Genomic DNA, 25,323 nt, shown 5'->3' with positions numbered 1-25,323 from the left:
ATCGTGGGAACGACGGACAACTCCATTGGCGGGGGCACGTTTCACGAGGCCGTGGTCATGGCCCGGGACGCGCACCTGCACTATCACTCAGCGGCCGTGGCGCATACACCGCGCATGTCCGTCCCCTCGGTGCGTCACTACGTGAACAACGCGGAGCTGTTCACGCGGATGGACACGATCTGGGACGGCTGCCGGTCCGAGGACATCCCCACCCGGATGCTCCTCACGGGTGTTCCGGGCGTCGGCGCGACGGCAGCGGTCCGCAGATGGCTGCACCTGCACCGGGCGGACTTCCCCGGAATCCAACTGCACGCCGTTCTGGGCCGGGACAGCTCGGGGCGACCGGTCGACCCGGTGGCCGTTCTGGAGGACTGGCTGCGGATTCTAGGTGTGCCGAAGGACGACCGGCCGTCCGATCCGGACGCGCTCGCCGCGTTCTTCCGGTCATGGACCAGCAGCGGACCGGTCGTCGTCTTCATCGACGGCGCGCTGACCGCCGCACAGGTCGCCCCGTTGCTTCCGGGCTCCGATCAGAGCGTCGTCCTGATCACCAGTCACAGCCGGCTGCCGGGGCTCGTCAGCCGTTTCGATGTCGACGTGCTCCCCGTGAAGCCACTCGACGACCTGCACAGCGATGAACTCCTCACCCGCGTCGGCCGGCTCCCGAGCGGCACGCGCACCGCGCGGCAGTGGGTGGTTCAGGCCTGCGGCGGCATCCCGCTCGCCGTACGGATCGTCGGAGCACATCTGGCCGCGCTGGGGCCGGAGGCCCTGCACGACCTCGCCCTCCGGTTCGACGACCGCCGTACCCGGTGGGAGGCGATGGACATGTCGGACGACGCCTCCCTCTCGGGGATGCTGGACCTGGCGGTCGGGGACCTGGAGACCGAAATCGCCCGGGCCTACCGGCTTTTGGGGCTGCTGCCGATCGCCTCGGGTGACCTGGGTGTCGTACAAGAACTGTTCGCCGCGGACGCCTCCACCACGAGGCGCGCCCTGCGTGCCCTGGGCGCCGCGAACCTCCTGGAACAGGAGGACGGTGACTCGTTCAGCATGAGCCGCTTGGTCCACGACCACGCCTGGCGGCACGTGCAGGACGACGAACCCGCGCAGAGCAGGGAGGACGCGCTCGACCGTGTCGTGCGGTACTACGTGGACCGGGCCGAGAGTGCCGAGGCCGCCCTGTCGGGCCGCTGGCGGTACGACCCCATGGGTACCTATCGGACCTACGCCCGCCCCCCCGCGACGGATCAGCGGGCCACGACCCGCGCCTTGGCACGTCAGAGCGCCGGCCTCTTCGCTGCGGTGGACCTCGCCGCCAGCAGCGGGCGGCATGCCCTCGCCTGGCGGCTGTGCCAGGGACTGTGGACGTTCTGCCTCAGAGGAGGCCATCACGCCGACTGGATCAAAGCGCTGAACACCGGACTGGCCTCCGCCCTGGAAACAGGCGACCTGATCGCCATGGCGCGGATGCACTACGAGCTAGGCTTCGCCCACCTCGACCGTTTCAGCGCCGCCGAGGACGACGCCCGGCACGCGGACGACCATCTGAGGGCGGCGCTGCGGCTGGCGCGCCCGCCCGAACCCCAGCGGACGGAAGGCCACCACCGCACGGAGTCCTCCGTACTCGAGGGGCTGGGGCTGCTGGAACTCAAACAGGGCCGTGCCCAGGAAGCGGTCGCCCTGTTCCTCCAGGCGCTGACCGCGCTCGACCCGGTGCACCATCCCCGCGGCCGCGCGCTGCTCACCTACCACCGGGGGCGCGCTCTGACAGCCCTGGGCCGGCACGAGGACGCCGCGCGAGCCCTGCTCGACGCGCGCCGGCAGTTCGACGCGTTCGGCGACCGGTACAACGAAGCCAAAGCACTGTTCCAGTACGCGCAAGACCGCCGCGCGGCCGGGGAGTTGGACCGGGCGGTCGAGGCCCTGGACGAGGCGTCACCCATCATGCGCGTCCACGGCCCCGCCTACCAGCAAGCCGGGCTCCTGCTGCTCCGCGGCGACGTGCACCACGAGCAGGGCCACGCCGAGCGGGCGGTGTCCGACTGGAGCGCGGCACGGGAGTTGTACGCCTCCGAACGCAGTACGCGTGTGGCCGAAGCCGAAACGCGGCTGGCGCGGGGGGCGGCGGGCTCAGGACTCGGTGATGAGGAGTAGCCCTGGCTCCTGTCCGTCGCCGGCGCTGGCTCTGACGCCGAACGGCGCGGGCGAGCGCTGGGATTCCCGGCCTGCGCTGCCGGCGTGGCCGTAGACGTAGTCGTACACGAGGGATCCCGCGATGGCGAAGTCGGCCCAGCGGGGGTGCTCGGCCCACCGGGCCGACAGCCGTCTCCCATCGGGGAGGAGCGTCAGACATCCGTCCTCGGATTCCTCCACCACGACCAGCGAACACCCCGGATGCCTGCCCGTGAGCCGAGTCCACTGCAAGGACGCGGCGGATGCGATCGGAGTGCGTCCGCGCGGCAGCAGCAGCACATCCGCCGCCCGCGACCAGCGGACATCGGGCTCGGAGAGGTCCGCCACCAGATGCGCGGCCTTCAGGTGACGACCCGCTTCGGACTGCAGCGCTGCGGGATACCGCCGGACGGTCGCCGTCTCCGTCGTCCGGGTCGTCTCCGTCATCTCCGTTGTCTTTGTCGTCGCTGTTCCGTCGTGGGTCGTCGACACGGACACGAACATGGCGGGACAGCCGGGCGTCTGCCTCGACGCCGTGACAGGGGCGGGCACCGGAACGAGGCGCGTAGCGGCGGGTGCCGCAGGCTCCGCGAGGTGCACGTACTGGTAGATCAGACGCCGCAGGAGAGCCGCCGACTCTCCTGGCCGAGAGGTCACCAACGCGCGCAGCGGCTCCAACCCGGGATCCCCCGGCTGCGCGACGAGAGCGTCTTCGAGCTGCGACCCCAGCGGCCGATGGGACGCCAACCGCGGCAGTACCTGGCCGATGCGCTCCATCGGAGACCCTGCGGCGACGCCATCGGCGGGAAAGGAACCCAGCACACACGGAACGCCCAACGCGACTCCGTACATCGTCAATGACCCGTGGTCGCCAATGAGCACATCGGCCGCCACGAGGGCAGCCTTCCATGTCTCGGTATCCGGCACCGGAAGAAGGAGACCCGCGTCGAGGAACGGCGTGAGCCAGCTGTGCACCTGCCATGCGCCATGCCCGTACCAGGCATTGGGATGGATCGCGGCCACCACGCGGTATTCGTCAGTGGGCAATTCAGCCAGCGCCCGCCGCAAGACGTCCGGCTCCGGGGAGCCGAGCAGCGAACCGCGACCCCAGGTCGAGGAGACGACGACCAGCTTCTGTCCCGGCCGAATGCCCAGTGCCTGGCGATACGTCTCACGAAACGCCGTGCTCGCCCGCAGCTGGTCGATGCACGGATCCCCGGCCACCACGCTGCGCGCAACAGCCTCCGGGCAGCTACGGCGCAGCCGCTCCCGCTGCTCCTGATGCGACAGGACGAGAACCGAGGGGACGACCATGCCGTCGTGCATGAGCCACTCGGACGTCAGCCCGAAAGCTCCCGGCTCCCGGCTCCCGGCTCCCGGCTCCCGGCTCCCGGCTCCCGGCTCCCGGCTCCCGGCTCCCGGCTCCATTCTTTATTGTATCCAGCGCCATGGGGCGTTCCCATGAGCGGAGCGTGAAGATTATGCAGATCCCCACCGCGGCTTGTCGCGATAGCCAGGTCGAATGCGTGCGCTTTTGCCGCGCTCCACGGAATGTTCAGCATTCCGTGGGACGTGAGGAAATGGTCAATTCCCTCATCGAGTGCGGATGATCCTGTGCAGGTGAAGACGGTCTGGATACGACGATCGCCTTCGAGAACGACCAGAAGATCGAGCAGACGCGTGGCGGACGTGATGTTGTGGACGATTCCCAGGACCGTGCGCTCCGCCCGGACCGTGGACCAACGAGGGCGGTCCTGGGCGATGGCCACAGGGGACGGTCCTGTCTCGGGCACCCATCTGCTCCTTCGCTCCGGTCCAACGATGCGGGTGCAGACAGGGCTTTCCGGCTGCTTCCAGAGCAGACCCTAGCGTCCTGGTGCGTGAGGCCGGTCTCCACGGCCACGGATCGGGGTTCGGGTGGCGTTCGCCTGGGAGCCGCCGGCAGTACACGGGGCTGCGTTATTCATGACGCGAGTACTTGGATGTCTGCCCCGTGAGTCCCGAGGAGCATGTTGTGACACGCAGGTCCGTTCGGATTGCCGCCGTTCTCAGCGCTACTGGAGTCCTTGCCGGCGGGAGTCTCGCCCAGGCGTACTCCTCCACGAGCGCGGACTCGGGTGGTGCGCGGCACCGCGCAGCCGCCAAGCACGTTCTGCTGGTTTCGGTCGACGGTCTGCACCAGTCGGACCTGGCCTGGTATGTCGCCCAGCACCCGCAGTCGGCGCTGGCCCGACTCGTCGGCGATGGCGTGGAGTACACCCACGCCAAGACCGTGTCGCCGTCGGACTCCTTCCCCGGCATGGTCGCCCAGGTGACCGGCGGCGGCCCCGGCACCACCGGCATCTACTACGACGACACCTACGACGCGGCGCTCCTCCCGGCCGGCACCACCCACTGCAAGGGTGTCAAGCCCGGTGTCGAGGTCGACCTCACCGAGGACCTCGACAAGGACAAGGCCTCCCTCGATGCGGGCCAGGGCCTCACCGGCCTGCCGGCGAGCATCCTGTCGATGACCGGCCGGCCGGTTGCCCTGCTCGACCCCGCGAAGCTGCCGGTCGACCCCAAGACCTGCCGACCGGTCTATCCGCACTCCTACCTTCAGGTGAACACGGCGTTCGAGGTGGCTCACCGGGCGGGTCTGCGGACCGCGTGGTCCGACAAGCACGCCGCCTACGAGATCCTCAGCGGCCCGTCCGGCACCGGCATCCAGGACCTGTTCACACCGGAGATCAACAGTGCCGCACTCGGCTACCCGGCCGGGAACGACTGGACCAACGACAACAAGGCCACCGAGCAGTACGACAGTTACAAGGTCCGGGCCGTAGTGAACGAGATCGACGGCTACGACCACAGCCGTACCCATAAGGTCGGCGTTCCGGCGATCTTCGGCCTGAACCTCCAGTCGGTCTCCACCGCACAGAAGCTGACCGTCTCGGACGGTCTCAAGGGTGGTTACGCGGCCAAGAACGTTCCCGGACCGCTGCTGGCGAAGAACCTGGACTTCGTCGACCACCAGATCGGTGCGCTGTCGGACGAGATCCGCCGGGAGCACCTGGCCGGCAGCACCACGATCATCCTTTCCGCCAAGCACGGCCAGTCGCCCACCGACCCCGCCGAACTGACCCGGGTCAACGACGGCCCGCTGCTGGACGGTCTCAACGCCGCGTGGAAGAAGCTCCATCCGGCGGCAGGTGACCTGGTGGCCCACTCCGTGGACGACGACGCCATGCTGCTCTGGCTGAACGACCGCTCCCGGGCCACCACCGAGTTCGCCCAGAAGTACCTGATGGCGCAGAGCGGGACCGGTACCGACATCAACGGCGGGCGCAAGGGCTTCACGCACGGCGGCCTGAGCAAGGTGTTCGCCGGTCAGGCGGCGGCGCGCTACTTCGGCGTCAAGCCCGGCGACTCCCGCGTCCCGGACATCCTCGGTGTGGCTCAGTACGGGGTCGTGTACACCGGCGGCACCAAGAAGGTCGCCGAGCACGGTGGCGCCCACGCCGATGACCTGAACGTTCCGCTGGTGGTCTCCGGCGCGGGGACCCCCAGTGGTGTGCGTGACCGCACGAACGTGCAGACCAAGCAGATCGCGCCGACCATCCTGAGCCTGCTCGGCCTCAATCCGCAGTCCCTTCAGGCCGTCCGCGAGGAGCACACCCAGGTACTGCCCGGCCACTGACGGACCGTCGGTGACCGGACCGCCGTCCGGGGAGGCCGAAGTGCCTGGGCCTCCCCGGACGGCGGCGGGCTCAGGCTTCGGGGAGCCGGTCCGCGCCGGCCTTGTGGGCGACGGACAGATAGCCGACCATGCCGACGATGGCAAGGGCCAGCACCAGGCTGACCGGTCCGGTGCCGAGGTCGAGGCCGCCGCGGGCGTGGGAGACGCCCACCCAGTCCGCGAAGCAGGCGCCGAGGGGCCTGGTGACGATGTAGGCGAACCAGAACGCCGCGACGGCGTTCAGGCCCAGCTTCCAGTGGGCGAGGGCCGGGACAGTGATCACCGCGGCGAAAACGACCCCTGAGCCGAAGTATCCGAGCCCCAGGGTGCTGGCGCTCAGATCCCCTGCGGCGGTGCCGAGGGCGAAGGTGGCCAGCACGGTGGCCCAGTAGAACGCTTCCCTGCGACGGGTGTGGATCCCGTGGATGGACAGGGTGCGTTCGGTCGCGTACCAGACGGCGAAAATGACGGCGAGTACGACCGCGAACAGCGGGGTGGACACGACATAGGGGACGTTCAGTCCAACGTGCAGTACGTCGGCGGCCATGGTGCCGAACACGCTGACCATCGCCATCGCCGTCCAGTACACCCAAGGCGAGTACCGGCGGACCCAGAACTGCAGCGCCAGCGTCGCCGCAAGGACGATCCCGGCCAGGCCGACGGCGGGTATGGGGCCGAGACGATGGGCCAGGTAGTCCGATGCCGTCTCACCCATACCGGTCGTCAAGACCTTGGTGATCCAGAAGCAGACCGTTACCTCTGGCACCTTGCTCGCCGCCAGCCGTGCGGTGCTCGCGGGGCCGGTCGGGTGGGGATGACCTGTCGTCAGGGCGGAGACGGATGCCACTGCTTGAACCTCGTTCCCTTCGCGCTCACAGGTCGGCTACGAGAAACCTGGCGCGGCGCGATTCCGTTGGGGGAGGGCTGGATGTGCCGTACTCCGGTGGGGCATGCCCCACCGACCGGGACGGAACCGCACCCGGCCCCCCTGAATGTCTACATAACTGTAGACGACCGTCGGATCATGCTTCGACGGCCGTCTCCGCCGCCGGGTCACCACGTCCCCGACGGCGTCAAACCCGGGCCCATGAACCCTTGTTGGCGCTCCGCCCTCACTGCCCTGTCGTACCCCTGTCGTACCAGGCGGCACCCGGGGTCAGGAGGCCAGGGCGGCGTCCTGGTCCTTGCGCGTCACGCTCAAGTAGACGACCAGGGCCAGGATCGTGACGAGGAAGATCGCGCTGGTGCCGACCGTGCCGAGCCCCAGGCCGCCGTCGTCGGGGGTCTGCGACAAGTAGTCGCCGAGGGACGCGCCCAGCGGGCGGGTCACGATGTAGGCGATCCAGAAGGCGAGTACCGCGTTCAGGCCGAGGCGGAAGTGCGCGAGGGCGACCGCGGCGATCACCGCGGCGAACGCGAGCGCGGACACCCAGTAGCCCAGGGCCATCCGTTCCGCCACCAGGTCACCGGCCGCGGTGCCGAGAGCGAAGGTGAAGAGAATGGCCAGCCAGTAGAACGCCTCGCGCCGACGGGTGTGGATGGAGTGGATGGACAACGTCTTCTCACTGGCGTACCAGACGGCGAAGGTCGCAGCGAGCGCGATGCCGAACGCGGCGGCGGCGGTCGTCAGCGGGACGCCGAAGTTGTCGGTCAGGTTGTCGGTGACGAGCGTTCCGACGACGCTGATCAGCACGACGGCGAGCCAGTAGACCGTCGGCACGTACTTCTTTACGGTGAACTGCACCGCGAGAGTGATGACCAGCAGGGTCCCCATCACATAGGTCGTGTTGGTCAGGCCCATGTTCAGGTTGGTGTTGAGGTAGTCCGCAGCGGTCTCTCCGACCGTCGTGCACAGGATCTTGATGATCCAGAAATAGACCGTGACCTCCGGCACTTTGTTCAGCATCCGTCGGACGGCGGGTGTGGTTCCGGAGTGATCGATGGTGGTCGTCATGCGGGCGAGGCTCGCATATCGGACCTGAACACAACCTGAGCACGTCACAGCCCTCGGTCAGGAGCCGGGCCGCGGCCGAGTGATACTGAGGCGCATGATCGCTCACCGTGTGCTGGTCGTCGAGGACGACCACGGACTGCGCGACGTGCTCGCCCGGGGCCTGCGCGAGGAACACTTCGAGGTGCTCACCGCCGCCGACGGGGCCGGGGCGCTGCGCGTCGTCGACGACCGGGTCGACGCGGTGGTGCTGGACATCGGCCTGCCCGATTCCGACGGGCGTGATGTCTGCCACGCCATGCGCGCGGCCGGTGTGCAGGTGCCGGTGCTCTTCCTCACCGCCCACGACGGGTTGGCCGACCGATTGTCCGGCTTCTCCGCCGGCGGTGACGACTACCTCGCCAAGCCCTTCCACCTGTCAGAACTCGCCGCCCGCGTCCGTGCCGCGCTGCGCCGGGGCGGGCGCGAACCGGGCGTGGAGGTCGACGGACTGCGACTGGACCCGGTCGCGCACGTGGTCGAGACCGCCGGCGGTGAGCCGGTGTCGCTGACGCCGACGGAGTTCCGGCTGCTGGCCTGCTTGATGTCCGCCCCCGGCGCCGCGGTGCGCCGGCAGAGCCTGCTGCGGGCGGCCTGGCCCGAGGGCGCCCAGGTCAGCGACAACACCCTCGACCAGTACCTGGTGCGGCTCCGGCGCAAGCTGCGCGAGGCGGGCAGTGCGCGGGGCATTCTGACAGTGCGGGGCGTCGGGTACCGCTTCGCATGAGGCGCATGAGGCGCATGAGAGCCCCTGCCACTCTGCGCGGCCGGCTCGCCCTGCTCGCGCTGGCCACCACCGCGATCTGGGTCGCCGTACTCACCCTCGCCTTCAACATGTCCCTGGACGCCCGGCTGCGCCAGCAGGCCGACGACCTGCTGCGCACCCGCGCGATGGCGGTCGCCGCGACCGTGGAGGTCCAGCCGGGCGGGCAGATCGTGGTGCGCGAGCCGACGGACGACGGGGCACTGGACAGCGGCATGTGGATCTATCAGGGCACCCGGGCCATCGAGCGCCCCAAGGCTGCCAGTGCCTTCCAGGCGCGGGCGGACGCCCTGGCCGGGCGCGGGAAGACCTTCGCGGACGTCTCAGAACCGCAGCTCTCCCGCCTGTACGCGCTCCCGGTCATGGCAGGGCGCCATCAGGTGGGCACCGTCGTCGCCTCGGTGGCTCTGGACGCCTACCGCATAACCGCCCAGTGGGCGCTCACCGGTTCGATCGGACTCGGCCTGCTGCTCCTGGGCGGCGTCTACCTGGTGTCCCGCACCGTCGTGGGCCGGGCGCTGCGCCCGGTGGGGGCCATGAGTGCCCAGGCCTCGGAGTGGAGCGAGCACGGCACCGCCCACCGGTTCGGCGCCGATGACCGCCCCGCCGAACTGGAGCTGCTCGCCGGCAACCTCGACGGGCTCCTGGACCGGCAGGCCGCGGTGCTGCGCCATGAGCAACAGCTCACCGCCGAGCTCTCCCACGAGCTGCGCACCCCTTTGGCCAGGATCACCGCCGAGACCGACTGGCTGACCGCCCGTCCCCGGGACCGCGCGGAGCGGCGCGTCTCGCACGAGGCCATCGCCGCCAGCGCGACCCAGATGCAGCGGATCTGCGAGACGCTGCTCTCCGAGGCCCGTACCGACGCCGACCGGGTGCCGGGGCGCTGCGTCGTGGGCGAGGTGGCCGGCGCACTGGCCCGGCGCAGCGTCGAGGAGCACCCCCAGGCGCCGCCCGTCGCGGTCGTCGGCGCGGAGGGGACGACCGCGGGTGTCTCCGCCGTGCTGCTGGAACGGATCCTCACACCGCTGGTCGACAACGCCCGCCGATACGCGGTGCACCGGATCACCGTGGAGTACTCCCCCCGGCCCGGCGGTGTGCTGGTGGCCGTGACCGACGACGGCCGCGGGGTGCCCGCCGCGGTCGGAGCCGCGGTGTTCGAAGCCGGCCGCCGCGCTGATCCGGACGACGGCCACGACGGCGCCGGTCTCGGCCTTCCGCTGGCACTGCGCCTGGCGCGCGCGGCCGGCGGCGACATCACTCTGGTGGCCTCCGACGACGGCGCGAGGTTCGTCGTGGCGCTGCCCGCCGGTTGAGGCGTTCGCGGCGATGCCATCGGACGGCGCTGCCCGCGTTGTAGGGGAACCGCCGCTCGCGCCGTGTAGTACCGCGGTACCACCTCCACTCGGAGATCACTCCCCGGGTGCCACCGCCGGCGCCCTCCCTGCTCCTAGCGTGGAGGGTGACGCACGCCGGGCGATCCGGCGGCCGGACCTGAGGGAAGAACCGATGATCGAGGCGCATCAGCTGACCAAGCGATACGGGGGCAAGGCGGCGGTCGACCGGCTGGACTTCACGGTCAAGCCCGGCACCGTCACCGGCTTCCTCGGCCCCAACGGTGCGGGAAAGTCCACGACCATGCGCATGATCGTCGGCCTGGACGCCCCCACCAGCGGTGCCGTTGCCGTCAACGGCCGGCGCTATGCCCAGCACACCGCCCCGCTGCAGGAGGTCGGCGCGCTGCTGGAGGCCAAGTCGATACACCCCGGCCGCTCGGCCTTCAACCATCTGATGGCTCAGGCCTATACCCATGGGATCTCGCGCCGCAGGGTGGAGGAGGTCATCGAGATGACCGGTCTCCAGACGGTGGCGAAGAATCGTGCCGGAGCGTTCTCCCTGGGCATGGGACAGCGGCTGGGCATCGCGGCCGCACTGCTCGGTGACCCGGCGACGGTCATGCTCGACGAGCCGGTCAATGGACTGGATCCCGAGGGTGTCCTGTGGATCCGTAATCTGCTCCTCGGACTGGCCGGTGAGGGACGGACCGTCTTCGTCTCCTCCCACCTGATGAGTGAGATGGCGCTCATCGCCGACCACCTCATCATCGTCGGACGGGGCAGGCTGCTGGCCGACACCACCGTCCACGACCTGGTCCGCCAGGCCGGCGGGGACACCGTGAAGGTGGCCAGCGCCGATCCCGCGCGTCTGCGGGAGGCCCTGGCCGGGCCCGGTGTCGACATCGTCGGCCGGGCCGGCTCGGATGAGCTGCAGGTCACCGGCCTGACGCCGCGCGTCATCGGCACGAAGGCGGCCGAGCACGGCATCGCGCTGTACGAGCTCACCGCCAAGACCGTCTCCTTGGAGGAGGCGTTCATGGACCTGACCCGGGACGCCGTCGAGTACCACGGCTCCGTGACCGTCAGCGACATCACCGGGAGTGCGGCATGAGTGCAATCACGCAGGTAGAGCCGGCTGCCCCGGCGCAGGTCGAACGTCCGGTCTATCGGGTGACGGGGCGCAGGGTGCTGCGCTCGGAGTGGGCCAAGCTCTGGACCCTGCGCTCCACCTGGATCACCCTGGGCCTGGCGCTGCTGTTCATGGTCGCTTTCGGCCTGATCGCCTCGGCCCACTACAAGTCGGGCATCGGGCCCGGCAAGCACATGGACCGGGACTTCGCCAGCGCCACGGCGGTCAGCATTTCGCTGTTCGGGACGAACTTCGCCCAGCTGGCCCTGGGGGTCCTGGGCGTCCTGGTCATCGCGGGTGAGTACTCCACCGGGATGATCCGCTCCACGCTCGCGGCCGTCCCGCGCCGGCTGCCGGTGCTGTGGTCCAAGGCCGCCGTGTACGGGGTGGTCGCCCTGGTCGTGGGCAGTGTCGGCGCCTTCGCCGCCTTCCTGTTCGGCAGCCTCGTCATCTCCGGCACGCCTGCGGCGCTGTCGCTGTCCGACACCGGTGTGGTGCGCAGTCTCCTGGGAGCCGGGCTCTTCCTCGGCCTGGTCGGCGTGATCGGCGTCGCCCTGGGCGCGATCCTGCGCTCGGTCGCCGGAGGCATCTCCGTGCTCGTCGCGACGCTGATGCTGATCCCCGGACTGATCTCGCTGCTGCCCAGTTCCTGGCGCGACAACATCAGCCCGTACCTGCCGAGCCACGCCGGCGAGTCGATGTTCGCTCTGCACCACACTGCCCCGGAACTCAGTGCCGGGGCCGGCCTGGCGGTGTTCCTCGGCTGGACCGTGCTGGCGCTGGCCGGCGCCGCCTACCGGCTGACGCGCAGCGACGCCTGAAGCAGCGTCGCCTGAACGAGCACGCCATCCCGCGCTGGTGCGCGGGGGCGACCTGACCGGTGGCACCTCCGGTCCACCCCGGGGTGGCACCGGGCAGGTCGTGGCGGACGATGGAGGGGTGACGCGGATGACGAACGAGGACCCACTGTGGGGCCACCCCGTGGTCGCCCGCCTGATGCGCGGCGGCCGGCGGCTGCTTCGTGAGGACCAGAACCGGCCGTGGCTGGTGAACACCTCGCTGGTGGTCGTGGTCCTGCTGGTCTTCGGTCTCCCCGACCTGCTGCGCCTGGGCGATCGCCACGAGGCCCTGCAGGTGGCTGGTCTGTCCTGGGGCTGGGTCCTGGCGCTGCAGTTGGGGCTGACGCTGCCGCTGCTCTGGCGGCGCACGGCGCCCAGCGCGGTGTTCGCGGCCGTCACGGCGGTGTTCTTCCTGCAGTGGATCCTCGACGTGTGGCTGCACATCGACATCGCCCTGTTCATCGCCCTGTACGGGATGGCCCGGCGCGGCAGGCTGCGCCATCTGCCCTGGGCGTGCGGAATCACCGTCGTCGCGCTGGTGCTGGTGGCCCTGCGCGTGTCCACCGTGGTGTCCCCGCTGGTCGCCCTGTTCTTCCTGGGCAGTGCCGCGACGGCGGCCGCCGCCCTGGGCCTGGCGGTACGGATCGGCCAGGCCTACCTGGCCGCGCTGCGCGACCGTGCCGCCCGGCTGGAGACCGAACGCGATCAGCAGAGCAAGCTGGCCACCGCCGCTGAGCGCGCCCGGGTGGCCCGCGAGATGCACGACATCATCGGGCACAACCTGTCCGTCATCATCAGCCTCGCGGACGGCGGCGCCTACGCGGCGGACCTCGCGCCCGGGCGGAGCAAGGAAGCGCTGCAGCTCATCTCGGGCACCAGCCGCCAGGCGCTCGGCGAACTGCGCAGGATGCTGGGGATGCTGCGCGAGGATCCGGGGGCCGCACCGCAGCGGCCGACCCTGGAACTGAGCCCGCAGCCGGGCATCGGGGACCTGGACGCGCTGTGCGACCGGGTCCGCTCCGCAGGGCCCGAGGTCGTCTACCGCACGGTGGGGGACCTGGAGGCCGTGGAGCCGGGGGTGCAGCTGGCGGTCTATCGCATCGTGCAGGAGTCCTTGACCAATATCCTCAAGCACGCGGGCACCGACACGCAGGCCCAGCTCACCGTGGCCTCCGAGGGCGGCAAGATCCGCATCCGCGTGGAGGATACCGGCCCCCCGAACGGTCCGCGGTATCCGTTGGGCAGCGGCGCCCGCCGCACCGGCACTCAGCGGACGAGCCAGGAAGGGCACGGGATATCGGGGATGTCCGAGCGCGCCGCCCTGTACGGCGGAACGGTCGCGGCCGGCCCGCGTCCGGGTGGGGGATGGACCGTGGAGAGCGTCCTGGACCCCGGCCCGCTTCCGGTCCCCGCGCCGTCGCGCCAGGGCGGCGGATCATGACGACGGTGCTGATTGTCGACGACCAGCCGTTGCAGCGCCTCGGCTTTCGCATGCTGCTGGAGAGCACCCCGGACACCGAAGTCCTCGGCGAGGCATCCCACGGGGCCGAAGCGGTCCGCCAGGCCACGCAGCTGCGGCCCGACGTGGTGCTGATGGACGTGCGCATGCCCGGGATGGACGGCATCGAGGCCACCCGGCGCATCATCGCCTGCGGGGGCCGTTCCCGCGTACTGGTGCTCACCACCTTCGACTTGGATGAGTACGCCCACGCCGCGCTGCGCGCCGGAGCCAGTGGCTTCCTGCTCAAGGACGCCCACCCCGAGGAACTGCTCGCCGGCATCCGCGCCGTCGCCGGCGGCGATGCGGTCATCGCCCCCGCCGTGACCCGGCGGCTGCTGGACGCCTACGCGCATCATCTGCCCCGCCGCCCCGTGGGCCAGGAGCCCGCCGACGACCCCCGGCTGAGCGCCTTGACCGAACGCGAACTCGAGATTCTGGTCGCTCTCGGCCAGGGCTGGACCAACCGCGAGATCGCCGAACGGCTGGTGCTCGCCGAATCGACGGTCAAGACCCACGTCGGACGGGTGCTGGCGAAGATCGGCGCCCGCGACCGGATCCAGGCCGTGATCCTGGCCTATGACCTCGGCCTGGCCTGGCCGGGTCGCTGACCGGCGCGAGCGGCGCCGGCCGACCACGTTCCGCCGTCGGACCCGTCGGACCCGTCGGACCCGTCGGACCCGTCCACCCGTGCGACGACCCCGCCCGGGCATGCCCGCGGTCCACCGGGGCATCCGTCAGTGGTCAGTGGTCGCAGACATCTATGAGGGCGGTGCTGGGCGTGGCGGCGTCGAACAACTGGTCCATCCCCTGCGCGGCGACGCCCAGGCTGGCGCAGCACACCACCATCAGCGCGCCGAATCCCACGAGCAGCGCCCGGCGCAGCGGCGCCGGCGGGCTGAGCAGTGCAGTGACGCGCTGGGGCACCGGGCCCCCGGTGGCCGCGAGCATCGTCGTCGGGGACCGCCGGGCGGCGAGGGCCGCTCGGGCGACGGCCCGGGCAATGAGCTGACGGTCGGCGACTTCGGCGCCGGCTTGTTCATCGGCCCAGCGTTCCAGGGCGAACGCGCCGGCCCGGGCGACCGGCCGCAGCAGCGGATTGCCGGCCGCGGACAGTTGCAGCAGGAACAGGAAGATATGGTGACGGTGGCGCAGGTGCGCCCGTTCGTGCGCCAGCAGGGCCCGCCGTTCATCGACGCTCAGGGCCCGCAGCATTCCCGAGGAGATCACGACTCTTCCCGGTACTCCGGGCAGCGCGAACGCCGTGGGCGCGGGATCGTCGATCACGACCAGGTCGCCGGCCGCGGGCAGGCCCCGGCATTCGCGCCAGGCGCTGAGCAGAACGCGCGTCTGCCGCCAGGCCGACACCGTCAGCGCCACCGCGCACGCGAGCAGGACGAGGGAACAGGCGGCGGCCACGGGCCGGTCGACCGGTGCGTCGGCGGCGAGCATGCGCGCGGACCACCGCCCTTCGGCGGCCACTTGTGGGATCTGCCCGACCAGGGTGAAGCCCAGCATCCCCAGGACGGCCAACCAGGCGCACACCGCGACCAGGGCGGCCGAGGTCAGCAGCCACGCGGCGATGCGAGGCGGCAGTCTCTGACCCGTCCAGGGCGCGGCCAGCGCGAAGACCCCGCTGGCGACCAGGGGCAGGTACAGGTTGATCCACACGTCCTAGCCTTCCGTGTGTCCGCGCAACAGCTGCTCCAGCAGCTTCTCGTCCTCGGGCGGCAGTTCGGAGACGAACCGGGCGAGCACCGCCGCCCGGTCCCCGCCGTGCTCCAGCAGCTCGCGCATCCCCGCAGCCGTGTGCCCGGCCTCGTCGCGCACCGGGGAGTAGAGGTAGCCGCGCCCCGCGCGTTCACGGGTCACCAGCCTTTTGTCGTGCAGCCGGGACAGGATCGTCAGTACGGTCGTGTACGCGGGGTCGCCCGCCACCTGCTCGCGGACCACGCCCGCGCCGACCGGCTCGCCGGCCGCCCACAAGGCCGCCAGGACTTCGCTCTCCAACTCGCCCGGTGCCCGCCGTCCCGCACTCGGACCCTCATGCTCGCCCATGTTCCGTACTCCTGCCTGGCCACGTCATCGGGCCGCTCCGAGGCCGCCGTCCGGGCCCGCCGGTTCTGCCGCCCGCTGCGCGGCACTGGCTGGTCCACACCCCAAGTTACTACGGCGTGTAGAGGGCGGGGGAGTCCGGTGGGCCCGGCAGGTGCCCGTGCTCGCGCAGCGGGCCGACGGCCAGGCCGCGTTCCTGGCAGTTGTTCAGGATCGGGGGCAGCGCGCCCAGGGTGTTGCGCCAGGCCCCGGTCGCGGATGTGCAGTCGGAATCGTGCAGCAGGATCGTCCCGCCACCGTGCAGGTCGCCGACGACGGTGTCATGGACGGTGCGCGGTGTCGCACGCGCTCGCCAGTCCCGGCCCCAGGTGCTCCACAGGACCGGAGTGAGCCCGAGCCGGCGGCAGGCCAGCAGTGTGCCGGCGGTCATGATGCCGTAGGGCGGCCGGAACAGCCGGGGCCGGAAGCCGGTGATCTCCGCGAGGGCGTCGCGGCCGCGGGCCAGGTCGTCGAACGTGGCGCGCGGTCCGCGCAGCAGCAGCGGGCGGTGGGCCCAGCCGTGGAGGGCGATTTCGTGGCCGGCGGCCGACATCTCCCGTACCAGGCCCGGCGAGCGCACCGCCATGGAGCCGAGCAGGAAGAACGTCGCGCGCAGATCCCGGGTGTGCAGCAGGCGCAGGAAGTGCGGTGTGGACAGGTGATCGGGGCCGTCGTCGAAGGTGAGCGCGACATGGTCACGGCGGCCTTGTCCCGACAGGCGCGGCATGAACCGGTTGCGCAGCGGTCCGAAGGTGGAGAGCGCCGGCGCGGCGTGGACGGTGGCGATCACCGACAGCGCCGCGGTGCCGCTGCGCAGCAGGGTGCGGGCGGGCCGTTCGAGGGGCATCAACGGTTTCCTTCGAAGAAGTGGGCGAATGCGCCGAAGCGGGCCGGGGAATCGCCGTACGCCTCGGCGAGCGGGGCGCCGATGCCCAGCATCACCGTGGTGGCGACCACGGTGGCTATCACCGACACCCGCAGCCGGCCCGTCCGCCGCACCGGCCGCCCGGATGGGCGCTCGGTTGACTGCCCGGGTGGCCGCCCGGGTGGGTGCCGCACTGTCGCGGCGGCGCCGGTGCGGTGGCCCGCCGCGGCGGCGACGGCCAGGACCGGATCACGGTCCGGGCCGAACAAGACCATTCCCCGGGCGCGCTGTTGACCGCCGAGCGGACCGTCGAGCAGCTCGGCGAGCCGGAGGGCCAGTGCGGCCGGTTCCCGTATCCAGGTGGCGAGTCCGGCTTCGTGCAGTGCGGCGGCATTGGTCTGTCCGTGACCGGGGATGCAGCGGTAACTCGCGACGGGAAGGCCGCTGGCGAACGCCTCCAGGCACGTCAGGCCTCCCGCGTTCTGCACCAGGACGTCGCAGGCGCGCATCAGGCCCGGCATGTCCCGCACCCATCCGTGGACGTGCTCGATGCCCTGCGCCCGCAGCCGGTCGGCCAGCGCCCCGTTGCGGCCGCAGACCACCACCGGCACCGCGACGCCGCTGTCCCGGATCTCGGCGGCCGCCCGCTCGATCGACCCCATCCCCCACGAGCCCGCGACCAGCAAGGCCAGCGGCGCTTGTTCGGGCAGACCGAACCGGTGCCGCGCCGCGCGGCGTCCGGCGGTGGTCGCGGGCGCGAACAGGGGATCGACCACCGGGCCGCACTCCACCACCCCGGCGGCGCCTTGCGCCCGCGCCTGGCCGGCGGGTATCGGATGGGCGGCCAGATGCAGGTCGATGCCCGGCGCGACCCACAGCGCGTGCACAGAAAAGTCAGTGAGATAGGTGATCGCCGGCACACTCACCGTGCCACGCCGCCGCAAGGCGCCCAGAACCTGACTCGCACCCGGATAGGTCGACACCACCGCGACGGTGTCCGCGGTGACCGCCCGCAGGGTGCCCCGTTCGGCGCTGCGCAGCAGGGCGCGAACGGCCGGGCCGGGGCGCCGGGTCTCCTCGGTGCGGGTGTAGATCCGCTGGTAGCCCGTCGGGGCCCAGGTCAGCAACCGGTGATAGCCGCTGGACAGCAGCGTGCCCAGCCGGGCCGGTATCAGGTCGAGGAAATCGTGCCGGTCCACCTGGAATCCGCAGGACAGCAGGCGGCGCTCCAACTCGGCGGCGGCGCCGTCGTGTCCGGCACCCATGCTCGCGGATATGATCACGATCCGCCGGGCGGCGGGCGGGTGCGGCCGGGCACCGGGAGGCGGGAACTCACGCACGGCGGCTGGGTCGTCGCGGTAGGACACAGGCGATCGGTCTCCTTGCTGGCGCGTGCGCGACGGGAGGTGTTCCGCCCTCGCTGACAGCTGGGACGCCGGGCACGCGAAGGACCGCGCCGCTCGGCGCGAGGCCGCGGCACGCCCCCACCCGGGTCGTCGCCCGAACCTACTACACGATGTAGAAATTCGGCCACCACTCCTGGGGTACGGAGGGTGGCCGGAATGCGAAGTGGCATGTGGCGCTGACTACATCGGTGTAGACGATCAGCGAATCACCCTCTACGGTTAGCCGAGCCTTGCCTAATAATTCGTCGAGTCGGCCTGGAGCCGGCACCCGGTCCGTGGAGTGTGCATGTCCGGTTCCCAGATCACCCTGCTCGGTGCCATCGCAGGGTTCACCATCTTCCTCGGCCTGCCGATCGGGCGGCTGCGCAACGCGGCACCCCGGCTGCGAGCGGCGCTGAACGCGGTGGCGATCGGAATCCTGATCTTCCTGGTCTGGGACATCCTCACGCACGCCTGGGAACCCACCGACGCGGCCCTGACCGACAAGCACTGGATGGCCGCCCTCCGCGACGGTGCCGTGCTGGCGGCGGGACTGGCGGCCGGCCTCGCCGGCCTGGTGCACTACGACCGCTGGACCGCGGCGCGGCGCGCCCGGGCCAGGTCCGGTGGACCGTACGGCCCCGGCGCCGCGGCATCCGCCGAACTCGCCCCCGCCACCCGCTCCCAGGCGGGCGAGCTCGCGCTGATGATCGCCACCGGCATCGGACTCCACAACTTCGCGGAGGGCCTGGCGATCGGCAACTCCGCGGCGCAGGGCGAGATCTCGCTTGCCGTGCTTCTCGTCATCGGCTTCGGCCTGCACAACGCCACCGAGGGCTTCGGCATCGTCGCCCCGCTCGCCGCGGAGGGCGAGCGGCCCTCGTGGGCGACGTTGCTGTGGCTCGGACTCATCGGTGGAGGGCCGACCTTCCTCGGGGCCCTGCTCGGACAGCACCTGGTCAACGACACCCTGTCCATCGCCTTCCTCGGCCTGGCCGCCGGATCCATCCTCTACGTGGTCATCGAACTGCTCGCCGTGGCCCGGCGCAGCGCGGCGACCAAGGAACTCACCACCTGGTGCATCCTGCTCGGCCTGCTCCTGGGCTTCGCCACCGACGCCGTGGTCACCGCCGCCGGCGTGTGACCCCGTGGGGTGACGGACGGTGTTCTCGTCGGCCGCGACAACCGGTCGGTGACCGGCACGGCGACTCACCCCCGCTGCGCAACCGCGCGACCGGCGTTCACCGTTCACCGTTCGGTGTCCGGTCGGTGTCCGGGAGCAGCAGGGTGAAGGCCGTCGGGTCGGTGCCGCTGGCGGTGAGGCGGCCCCCGGCCGCCTCGGCCAGCTCGCGCGCGAAGGAGAGCCCGATGCCGTTGCCGGACCCGGTGGTGGCGCCGCGCTCGAAGGCGGTCTGCGGGGCGATGCGCAGGGCACCTTCGTCGGTCACGTCCACCGCGATCGCTCCCGTGGCTTCGCGCACCGTCACCGTCGCGGTGCCCCGGCCGTGCCGCAGCGCGTTGTCGAGCAGTACGTCGAGGATCTGGTCGGTGGCGCGCCCCGGGAGGCGAAGGGAGCGTGCCTCGGGCCGCACATCGATGTCCAGGCGGCGTCCGGCATCGGCGAACGCGCCGTGCCAGCGGCGTGCCGCCCGCTCCAGAAGGTCGGCGGCGGTCTCGTCGGGTGTGGAGACCGGACCTCCGGAGTCGGCCCGGGCCAGCCGCAGTACCTCGTCAATGGTCCGCTGGAGATGACGCGACGCCTCCAGAGCTTCTTCGAGCGCCGGCCGCAGGCTGCTCCCCGGTTCCCGCGGTGCGTTCAGGGCGGCCTCGAGCCCGAGCTGCAGGCCTGCCAGTGGTGTCCGCAGTTGATGGGAGGCGTTGGCGCTGAAGTGCCGTTCGTGTTGTAGGAGTCTGGTCAGCCGTTCGACCATCGTGTTCTGCGTGGTGACCAGTTGATCGATCTCGGCGATGCCGCAGTGTTCGGCGCGCGCGGTGAGATCGCCGTCGGCAACGGCCTGAGCGGTGGCGGACAGGGCCTCCAGCGGAGTGCTCAGCGCGCGTGCCTGGTGGCGGGCGACCGCGATCGCGGCGCCCAGGGCGAGCAGGACGGCGCCCAGCAGCCCCAGCCAGGCCAGCAGCACGCGCTTCCATACCTCCGATGTCGTCGCCGTCGCCCGGACCACGCCGATGACCTTCTCGGAGGACGAGACGGGTACGGCGACGACCAGTTTCCCGCCGGTATGCCCGCGGACCACCGTTCCGCGCGCCGCGCGCCGCGTCACATCGTCCGCCTGCGGCGTTCCGGTACCGGCGCGCAGCCGCATCGTCAGGTCGTACACGCCGAGCTGGCCGCCTGATTCCTGGTCCGGAAGTTCGACGCCGTCACCGACGGCGAACTGCGGCCCGACGCCCACGGCGGCCGCCAGGGCAATACGCTCCAGTTCGCCGCGCTCGTCGTCGAAGAAGGACCGCTGGATCCCTGCTGCCAGAGGCACGGCGAGCAGGACGAGGGCCACCAGGACGGCGGCCACGGCCACCCGGACCACACGCTGTCTCATGCCCCCATCATGAGCGCCGGGGAGCGCCCAGACCGGGCCCGGCGTGACGGCAACGACGTTTTGCCGTCCTCTAACCCTTATCGCGCCGGGCCTTAACCAGGCTCTCCATAACGTCAGGGTGATCGCCATATCCCCTGCGGAGGCCACCATGAGCTTGCGACGCTCTCTCGCCGTCACCTTCACCGGCGCCGCGCTGGCAGCGGCGGCCGTCGCCGGGTGCAGCGGTTCGGGCGGTACTCAGACACCGCCGGCCGGTCCCACGACGGCCGGTTCCTCCCCGTCCACCGGGCCGTCCGCCCCCGGCTCCTCCGCAGGCGGCCAGACGCCGGCCCCGGTGGAGTCCAATCCCGCCGGTGACATCCCCGACAACCAGGCCTACGTCGCGTACAGCCCGGCCGGGGCCGGTTTCACGGTCAAGGTGCCCGAGGGCTGGGCCCGTACCGAGACGGGCGGTGTGACGGTCTTCACCGACAAGCTCAACCGCGTGGAGATGTCGCGCAGCGCCACCCCGACCGCCCCCACGGTGCAGGCCGCGACGACATCGGTGGTACCGGAACTGTCGCGGCAGGTACCCGCGTTCACGATGGGCAAGGCCTCGCAGACCTCCCGGCAGGGCGGAGCGGCCGTGCTGCTCACCTACCAGGGCAACTCGGCTCCCGACCCGGTGACCGGCAAGATCGTCCGGGATGCCTTCGAGCGGTACGCCTTCCACCGGGGCGGCACGGAGGTCGTCATCACCGTGTCCGGTCCGGTCAACGCCGACAATGTCGATCCCTGGCGGATCGTCACCGACTCCTTTCGGTGGCAGTGATGGGTGCCGATGGGGCACCTGCCCTCCAGGCCCGGGACCTGTACCGGTTCTTCCGTTCGGGTGAGGAGGAGACCCTCGCGCTGCGCGGGGTCTCCTTGCAGGTCGGGCGGGGGGAGACGGTTGCGGTCGTCGGTCCGTCCGGTTCCGGCAAGTCCACGCTGCTGGCCTGCCTGGCGGGGCTGGACGAGCCGGCCGGCGGCGTCGTCCACATCGGCGGCGAGCGCATCAGCCACCGGCCGGAAGCCGAACGGGCCCGGGCGCGGGCCCGTCGCATCGGTGTGCTGCTGCAGACCGGCAACCTCATCGCCCACCTCGGCGTCCGCGACAACGTCCGTCTCGCCCAGTCGGCCGCGGGCCGCCGCCGGGGCACGGCCCCGGACGTCGACCGCCTCCTGGAGCAGGTCGGACTCGGCAGCCGGGCCCGGGCGCTGCCGCACGAACTGGCCGGCGGTGAACTCGCCCGCGCGGGGCTGGCCGTCGCGTTGGCCAACGACCCGGATGTCCTGCTGGCCGACGAACCGACCGGTGAACTGGACGGACAGACCGAACAGCGGGTCCTGGACCTGCTGCGGGAGCGGTCGCGGGACGGCTGCGGTGTCCTGGTGGTCACCCACAGCCCCGAGGTCGTCCGGGTCGCCGACCGGGTCCTGGCCCTGCACGACGGAAGGATCGAGCGATGAACGCCGAGAGTTCCGCCGGCCGCGACGGCGGAGAGGTCCTGGTGCACTGCCAGGACGCCGCGCGGACCTTCGGCAGGGGGGAGGGCGCGGTCGTCGCCGTGCACGGCACCCACTGCCGGGTCCACGCGTACGACCGGATCGCGATCATGGGGCCTTCGGGGTCGGGCAAGTCCACGCTGCTGCACCTGATGGCCGGACTGGAAGAGCCGACCGGCGGCACCGTGACCTGGCCCTGCTTCCCAGCCGAGGGCACGCTCCGCGCACGGGACATCGGTGTCGTGTTCCAGAGCCCCAGCCTGATCAACACCCTGGACGTGACCGAGAACGCCGCACTGCCGATGGTCCTGGCCGGCACGCCCGAGGCCGAGGCCCGGCGGCGGGCGGGAGACGCCCTCGACCTGGTCGGTGTGGGCGACCTGGCCGGAAAACTGCCCGAGGAACTCTCGGGCGGGCAGGCCCAGCGGGTCGCCATCGCGCGGGTGCTGGCGCTGCGGCCGCGGCTGGTGCTGGCCGATGAGCCCACCGGTCAGCTGGACGGCGCCACCGGACGGCACATCGTCGATGTGCTGCTGGCCGCGGCAGACGAAATACGCGCGGCGCTGGTCGTCTCGACGCACGACCCGAGCGTCGGGGAACGCTTCCCGGCGCGCTGGACGATGCACGACGGCCGACTGGCCGTTCCGGCAAGTGCCGGTCCGGACACGCTGACCACCACACGCCAGGGAGACCCCTCATGATCGTCACGTGGCTGGGCGGCCTGCTCAGGCGGCGCGGCGGCAGGTTGTCGGCCACGGCGCTGGGTATCGCGCTGGCGGTGGCCCTCATTGCCGCACTCGGCTCCTTCCTCACCGCCTCGAAGTCGACGATGACCGCCCGCGCGGTTCGCTCCGTCGCGGTCGACTGGCAGGTGGAGGTCCAGCCCGGAGCCGATCCCGCCCGTGTCCTGGGAGCGGTGCGGACCGCTGCCGGAGTGCGGTCGGCGCTGCCGGTCGGCTTCGCCCGCAGCACCGGTTTCCAGGCCACGGTCGCGGGCTCGACGCAGAGCACCGGCTCCGGGCTCCTGCTCGGCATCCCGAACGGCTACCGGTCGGCGTTCCCCGGTGAGATCCGGCAGTTGACCGGTGCGGCCGGCGGCGTCCTGCTCGCGCAGCAGACCGCCGCGAACCTGCACGTGGCTCCGGGCGACACCGTGCGCATCGAACGGCCCGGCGCCGGCCCGGCGTCCGTCACGGTGGCAGGCGTCGTCGACCTGCCGCAGGCCGACTCGCTGTTCCAGAAGATCGGCGCCCCGCCCGCGTCGCAGCCCGCCGCGCCGCCCGACAACGTCATGCTGCTGCCTGCCGCGCTGTTCGACACACTGACGGCGCCGGTGAAGGCCGTGGACCCGGCCGCGGTCAGCACCCAGGTGCACGTCGCACGCGACGCGCGGCTGCCGAACGATCCCGCCGCCGCGTTCTCCGCCGTCGTCGGGGCGGCCCACAACCTCGAAGCACATCTGTCCGGTGCCGCTGTGGTGGGCGACAACCTCGGCGCGTCGCTCGACGCCGCCCGTAAGGACGCCCTCTACGCCCAGATCCTCTTCCTGTTCCTCGGCGCCCCCGGAGCCGTCCTGGCGGCCCTGCTGACCGCGGCACTCGCGGGCGCGGGAGCCGACCGGCGCCGCCGCGAACAGGCACTGCTGCGCACCCGGGGACTGTCGCCCCGCAAGGTGGCCCGGCTCGCCGCCGTCGAAGCGGGTGTGGTCGGGCTGTCCGGCGGACTGGCCGGGATCGGTATCGCCGCGCTGGCCGGGTGGCTCGCCTTCGGCACCGCGTCGTTCGGCACCACCGTCGCCTCCGCCGCAGGCTGGTCCGCCGTGGCCGTGGTCATCGGTCTGTGCATCGCCGCGGCGGTGGTCCTACTGCCCGCACTGCGCGATCTGCGGGCCGGCACCGTCGCCGCGGCGCGGAGCGAGGTCGTGCGGCGTCGCGGTGCGCTCTGGAGGAGGTGGGGGCTGGACTTCATCCTGCTGGCCGTCTCCCTCCTGGTCTTCCGCGCGTCCAGCGGCAACAACTACGCGCTGGTGCTCGCTCCGGAGGGCGTCGCCGCCATCTCGGTCTCCTATTGGGCGTTCCTGGGCCCGGCCCTGCTCTGGCTGGGCTCCTCGCTCCTGCTGTGGCGGCTGGTATCCCTCGCGCTGGTCCATGGCAGGCGGCCGCTGGCGCGGCTGGCCAAGCCCTTGGCGGGCAGGCTGGCCGGGGCGACCGCCGCGAGCATGTCGCGGCAGCACCGCCCCTTGGCGCGGTCGGTCGTGCTGCTGGCGCTGGCCGTGTCCTTCGCCGCTTCCACCGCGACGTTCAACGCCACCTACCGCCAGCAGGCGGAGGTGGATGCCCAGCTGACCAATGGCGCGGACGTGACCGTGACCCAGTCCCCGGGAACGCACACCGGACCGGGCGCGGCCGGCGCCCTGGCCACCGTCCCCGGCGTACGGCATGTCGAGCCGGTGCAGCACCGGTTCGCCTATGTCGGCTCCGATCTGCAGGACCTGTACGGGGTGCAGCCGGCCACCATCACCTCCGCCACCTCCCTGCAGGACGCCTATTTCGCCGGCGGCACCGCCAGGAGTCTGATGGACCGGCTCGCCGCCCGGCCCGACTCCATTCTGGTCAGCGACGAGACGGTCAAGGACTTCCAGCTCGCGCCGGGAGACCTGCTCAACCTGCGCCTGCAGGACGGCCGCACCGGGCAGTTCCGTACCGTCGCCTTCCACTACGCGGGCATCGTCAAGGAGTTCCCCACCGCTCCGCGTGACAGCTTCTTCATCGCCAACGCCGACTACATCGCCAAGGCCACCGGCAACGTCGCGGTCGGCGCGTTCCTGGTCGACACCGGCGGCACGAACCAGAAGGCCGTAGCCGCGAAGCTGCGACAGCAGCTGGGCACCTCCGCGAGCGTCACCGACGTCACCCAGGCCCGGTCCGCGGTCGGTTCCAGCCTCACCTCTGTCGACCTCACCGGGCTGACGAGGATCGAGCTGGCTTTCGCGGTCCTGTTGGCGGCCGGCGCGGGCGGCATCGTGCTCGCGCTGGGCCTGGCGGAACGGCGCCGCACCTTCGCCATCGCCACCGTGCTGGGAGCCTCGCGCCGCCAGCTGCGGGGTCTGGTTCTCAGTGAGGCCGCCGCGGTGCTCATCGGCGGCGTGCTCGGCGGCGCCGTCATCGGCTGGGCCCTGTCGCAGATGCTCATCAAGGTGCTGACCGGTGTCTTCGACCCACCGCCCGCGGCGGTGGCCGTGCCGTGGGGGTATCTGGGACTGACCTTCCTGGCCGCGCTCACCGCCCTGGTGGCCGCCGCCCTGGCCGCGGCCCGAACCTCCAGCCGTCCGGCCGTCGAAGAGCTGCGGGAACTGTGACGGCCGGTCCGCCGGGCGGGGCGGGCGCCACGCGCCCGCGGGTGTCTGCCCCGCTCTTATCCGTACCGGGATGTCTGCACCGCCCCT

General features: G+C 71.5%; 21 protein-coding genes. 13 read left to right on the top strand and 8 right to left on the bottom strand.

Annotation, left to right across the window (positions count from 1 at the left end; genetic code table 11):
- Positions 1-3: 3 nt before the first annotated feature.
- Positions 4-2,157 carry a hypothetical protein gene (locus QMK24_RS21025; RefSeq protein WP_283468035.1) on the top strand — a complete coding sequence of 718 codons (2,154 nt, stop codon included), beginning with the start codon at positions 4-6 and terminating at the stop codon, positions 2,155-2,157.
- On the opposite strand, the gene QMK24_RS21020 is transcribed toward QMK24_RS21025, so the two are convergent.
- Positions 2,134-3,501 carry a hypothetical protein gene (locus QMK24_RS21020; protein WP_283468034.1) on the bottom strand — a complete coding sequence of 456 codons (1,368 nt, stop codon included), beginning with the start codon at positions 3,499-3,501 and terminating at the stop codon, positions 2,134-2,136. The two genes, QMK24_RS21025 and QMK24_RS21020, sit on opposite strands and share 24 nt — an antisense overlap.
- Positions 3,502-4,189: 688 nt before the next feature.
- Here QMK24_RS21020 and QMK24_RS21015 point away from each other — a divergent pair.
- The gene (locus QMK24_RS21015; protein ID WP_283468033.1) at positions 4,190-5,854 is read left to right on the top strand and encodes an alkaline phosphatase family protein; all 1,665 of its coding nucleotides are present in this window, start codon (positions 4,190-4,192) and stop codon (positions 5,852-5,854) included.
- A gap of 70 nt (positions 5,855-5,924) precedes the next feature.
- On the opposite strand, the gene QMK24_RS21010 is transcribed toward QMK24_RS21015, so the two are convergent.
- Positions 5,925-6,722, bottom strand: a complete 798-nt coding sequence (locus QMK24_RS21010; protein ID WP_283468067.1) for a COG4705 family protein — start codon at positions 6,720-6,722, stop codon at positions 5,925-5,927.
- 327 nt (positions 6,723-7,049) lie between these two features.
- Positions 7,050-7,847 (bottom strand): COG4705 family protein, encoded by a 798-nt coding sequence (locus QMK24_RS21005; protein WP_283468032.1) that lies wholly within the window; start codon positions 7,845-7,847, stop codon positions 7,050-7,052.
- A 97-nt stretch (positions 7,848-7,944) separates the two neighbouring features.
- Here QMK24_RS21005 and QMK24_RS21000 point away from each other — a divergent pair, with 97 nt between their 5' ends.
- From QMK24_RS21000 to QMK24_RS20975, 6 genes are all read left to right on the top strand, one after another.
- On the top strand, positions 7,945-8,610 hold the full coding sequence (locus QMK24_RS21000) for a response regulator transcription factor (protein ID WP_283468066.1): 666 nt from the start codon (positions 7,945-7,947) through the stop codon (positions 8,608-8,610).
- A gap of 14 nt (positions 8,611-8,624) precedes the next feature.
- Complete coding sequence (locus tag QMK24_RS20995; protein ID WP_283468031.1) at positions 8,625-9,962, top strand: sensor histidine kinase; 1,338 nt, start codon at positions 8,625-8,627, stop codon at positions 9,960-9,962.
- 193 nt (positions 9,963-10,155) lie between these two features.
- On the top strand, positions 10,156-11,094 hold the full coding sequence (locus QMK24_RS20990) for an ABC transporter ATP-binding protein (protein ID WP_283468030.1): 939 nt from the start codon (positions 10,156-10,158) through the stop codon (positions 11,092-11,094).
- On the top strand, positions 11,091-11,933 hold the full coding sequence (locus QMK24_RS20985) for an ABC transporter permease (protein ID WP_283468029.1): 843 nt from the start codon (positions 11,091-11,093) through the stop codon (positions 11,931-11,933). Before QMK24_RS20990 ends, QMK24_RS20985 begins: the two co-directional genes overlap by 4 nt.
- 127 nt (positions 11,934-12,060) lie before the next feature.
- Positions 12,061-13,392, top strand: a complete 1,332-nt coding sequence (locus QMK24_RS20980; protein ID WP_283468028.1) for a sensor histidine kinase — start codon at positions 12,061-12,063, stop codon at positions 13,390-13,392.
- Complete coding sequence (locus QMK24_RS20975; RefSeq protein WP_283468027.1) at positions 13,389-14,060, top strand: response regulator; 672 nt, start codon at positions 13,389-13,391, stop codon at positions 14,058-14,060. The genes QMK24_RS20980 and QMK24_RS20975 overlap by 4 nt, the downstream gene beginning before the upstream one ends.
- Positions 14,061-14,193: 133 nt before the next feature.
- On the opposite strand, the gene QMK24_RS20970 is transcribed toward QMK24_RS20975, so the two are convergent.
- The 4 genes from QMK24_RS20970 to QMK24_RS20955 form a co-directional block, all read right to left on the bottom strand.
- Complete coding sequence (locus QMK24_RS20970) at positions 14,194-15,120, bottom strand: M56 family metallopeptidase (RefSeq protein ID WP_283468026.1); 927 nt, start codon at positions 15,118-15,120, stop codon at positions 14,194-14,196.
- A gap of 3 nt (positions 15,121-15,123) precedes the next feature.
- Positions 15,124-15,507, bottom strand: coding sequence for a BlaI/MecI/CopY family transcriptional regulator (locus QMK24_RS20965; protein ID WP_283468025.1), 384 nt, complete (start codon positions 15,505-15,507; stop codon positions 15,124-15,126).
- Between the two features lie 109 nt (positions 15,508-15,616).
- Positions 15,617-16,390, bottom strand: coding sequence for a polysaccharide deacetylase family protein (locus QMK24_RS20960; protein ID WP_283468023.1), 774 nt, complete (start codon positions 16,388-16,390; stop codon positions 15,617-15,619).
- Complete coding sequence (locus tag QMK24_RS20955) at positions 16,390-17,775, bottom strand: glycosyltransferase (protein WP_349307911.1); 1,386 nt, start codon at positions 17,773-17,775, stop codon at positions 16,390-16,392. The genes QMK24_RS20960 and QMK24_RS20955 overlap by 1 nt, the downstream gene beginning before the upstream one ends.
- Before the next feature lie 325 nt (positions 17,776-18,100).
- Between QMK24_RS20955 and QMK24_RS20950 the strand changes: the two genes are divergently transcribed.
- Entirely contained in the window at positions 18,101-18,937 is an 837-nt protein-coding gene (locus QMK24_RS20950) for a ZIP family metal transporter (protein ID WP_283468022.1), read from the top strand.
- A gap of 97 nt (positions 18,938-19,034) precedes the next feature.
- On the opposite strand, the gene QMK24_RS20945 is transcribed toward QMK24_RS20950, so the two are convergent.
- Complete coding sequence (locus tag QMK24_RS20945; RefSeq protein ID WP_283468020.1) at positions 19,035-20,351, bottom strand: HAMP domain-containing sensor histidine kinase; 1,317 nt, start codon at positions 20,349-20,351, stop codon at positions 19,035-19,037.
- Between the two features lie 148 nt (positions 20,352-20,499).
- On the opposite strand from QMK24_RS20945, the gene QMK24_RS20940 reads away from it, so the two are divergent.
- The 4 genes from QMK24_RS20940 to QMK24_RS20925 are packed head-to-tail and all read left to right on the top strand — an operon-like array spanning position 20,500 to position 25,236.
- The gene (locus QMK24_RS20940; protein WP_283468019.1) at positions 20,500-21,162 is read left to right on the top strand and encodes a hypothetical protein; all 663 of its coding nucleotides are present in this window, start codon (positions 20,500-20,502) and stop codon (positions 21,160-21,162) included.
- Complete coding sequence (locus QMK24_RS20935; protein WP_283468016.1) at positions 21,162-21,842, top strand: ABC transporter ATP-binding protein; 681 nt, start codon at positions 21,162-21,164, stop codon at positions 21,840-21,842. The genes QMK24_RS20940 and QMK24_RS20935 overlap by 1 nt, the downstream gene beginning before the upstream one ends.
- Positions 21,839-22,579 (top strand): ABC transporter ATP-binding protein, encoded by a 741-nt coding sequence (locus QMK24_RS20930; protein ID WP_283468015.1) that lies wholly within the window; start codon positions 21,839-21,841, stop codon positions 22,577-22,579. Before QMK24_RS20935 ends, QMK24_RS20930 begins: the two co-directional genes overlap by 4 nt.
- Positions 22,576-25,236, top strand: coding sequence for an FtsX-like permease family protein (locus tag QMK24_RS20925; protein ID WP_283468014.1), 2,661 nt, complete (start codon positions 22,576-22,578; stop codon positions 25,234-25,236). The genes QMK24_RS20930 and QMK24_RS20925 overlap by 4 nt, the downstream gene beginning before the upstream one ends.
- Positions 25,237-25,323: the final 87 nt, after the last annotated feature.

Origin of the sequence: Streptomyces sp. PH10-H1 (genome assembly GCF_030063355.1) — a bacterium.
Taxonomy (GTDB): domain Bacteria; phylum Actinomycetota; class Actinomycetes; order Streptomycetales; family Streptomycetaceae; genus Actinacidiphila.
Note: the sequence above shows the minus strand (reverse complement) of the source record. Positions and strands in the feature narration are given on the sequence as shown.

Excerpts from the sequence above, each read along its gene's own strand:
- QMK24_RS21020 (WP_283468034.1), bottom strand. The coding sequence starts at position 3,501 with ATGCACGACGGCATGGTCGTCCCCTCGGTTCTCGTCCTGTCGCATCAG.
- QMK24_RS21005 (WP_283468032.1), bottom strand. The coding sequence starts at position 7,847 with ATGACGACCACCATCGATCACTCCGGAACCACACCCGCCGTCCGACGG.
- QMK24_RS20995 (WP_283468031.1), top strand. The coding sequence starts at position 8,625 with ATGAGAGCCCCTGCCACTCTGCGCGGCCGGCTCGCCCTGCTCGCGCTG.
- QMK24_RS20990 (WP_283468030.1), top strand. The coding sequence starts at position 10,156 with ATGATCGAGGCGCATCAGCTGACCAAGCGATACGGGGGCAAGGCGGCG.
- QMK24_RS20985 (WP_283468029.1), top strand. The coding sequence starts at position 11,091 with ATGAGTGCAATCACGCAGGTAGAGCCGGCTGCCCCGGCGCAGGTCGAA.
- QMK24_RS20980 (WP_283468028.1), top strand. The coding sequence starts at position 12,061 with ATGACGAACGAGGACCCACTGTGGGGCCACCCCGTGGTCGCCCGCCTG.
- QMK24_RS20975 (WP_283468027.1), top strand. The coding sequence starts at position 13,389 with ATGACGACGGTGCTGATTGTCGACGACCAGCCGTTGCAGCGCCTCGGC.
- QMK24_RS20965 (WP_283468025.1), bottom strand. The coding sequence starts at position 15,507 with ATGGGCGAGCATGAGGGTCCGAGTGCGGGACGGCGGGCACCGGGCGAG.
- QMK24_RS20960 (WP_283468023.1), bottom strand. The coding sequence starts at position 16,390 with ATGCCCCTCGAACGGCCCGCCCGCACCCTGCTGCGCAGCGGCACCGCG.
- QMK24_RS20950 (WP_283468022.1), top strand. The coding sequence starts at position 18,101 with ATGTCCGGTTCCCAGATCACCCTGCTCGGTGCCATCGCAGGGTTCACC.
- QMK24_RS20945 (WP_283468020.1), bottom strand. The coding sequence starts at position 20,351 with ATGAGACAGCGTGTGGTCCGGGTGGCCGTGGCCGCCGTCCTGGTGGCC.
- QMK24_RS20940 (WP_283468019.1), top strand. The coding sequence starts at position 20,500 with ATGAGCTTGCGACGCTCTCTCGCCGTCACCTTCACCGGCGCCGCGCTG.
- QMK24_RS20935 (WP_283468016.1), top strand. The coding sequence starts at position 21,162 with ATGGGTGCCGATGGGGCACCTGCCCTCCAGGCCCGGGACCTGTACCGG.
- QMK24_RS20930 (WP_283468015.1), top strand. The coding sequence starts at position 21,839 with ATGAACGCCGAGAGTTCCGCCGGCCGCGACGGCGGAGAGGTCCTGGTG.
- QMK24_RS20925 (WP_283468014.1), top strand. The coding sequence starts at position 22,576 with ATGATCGTCACGTGGCTGGGCGGCCTGCTCAGGCGGCGCGGCGGCAGG.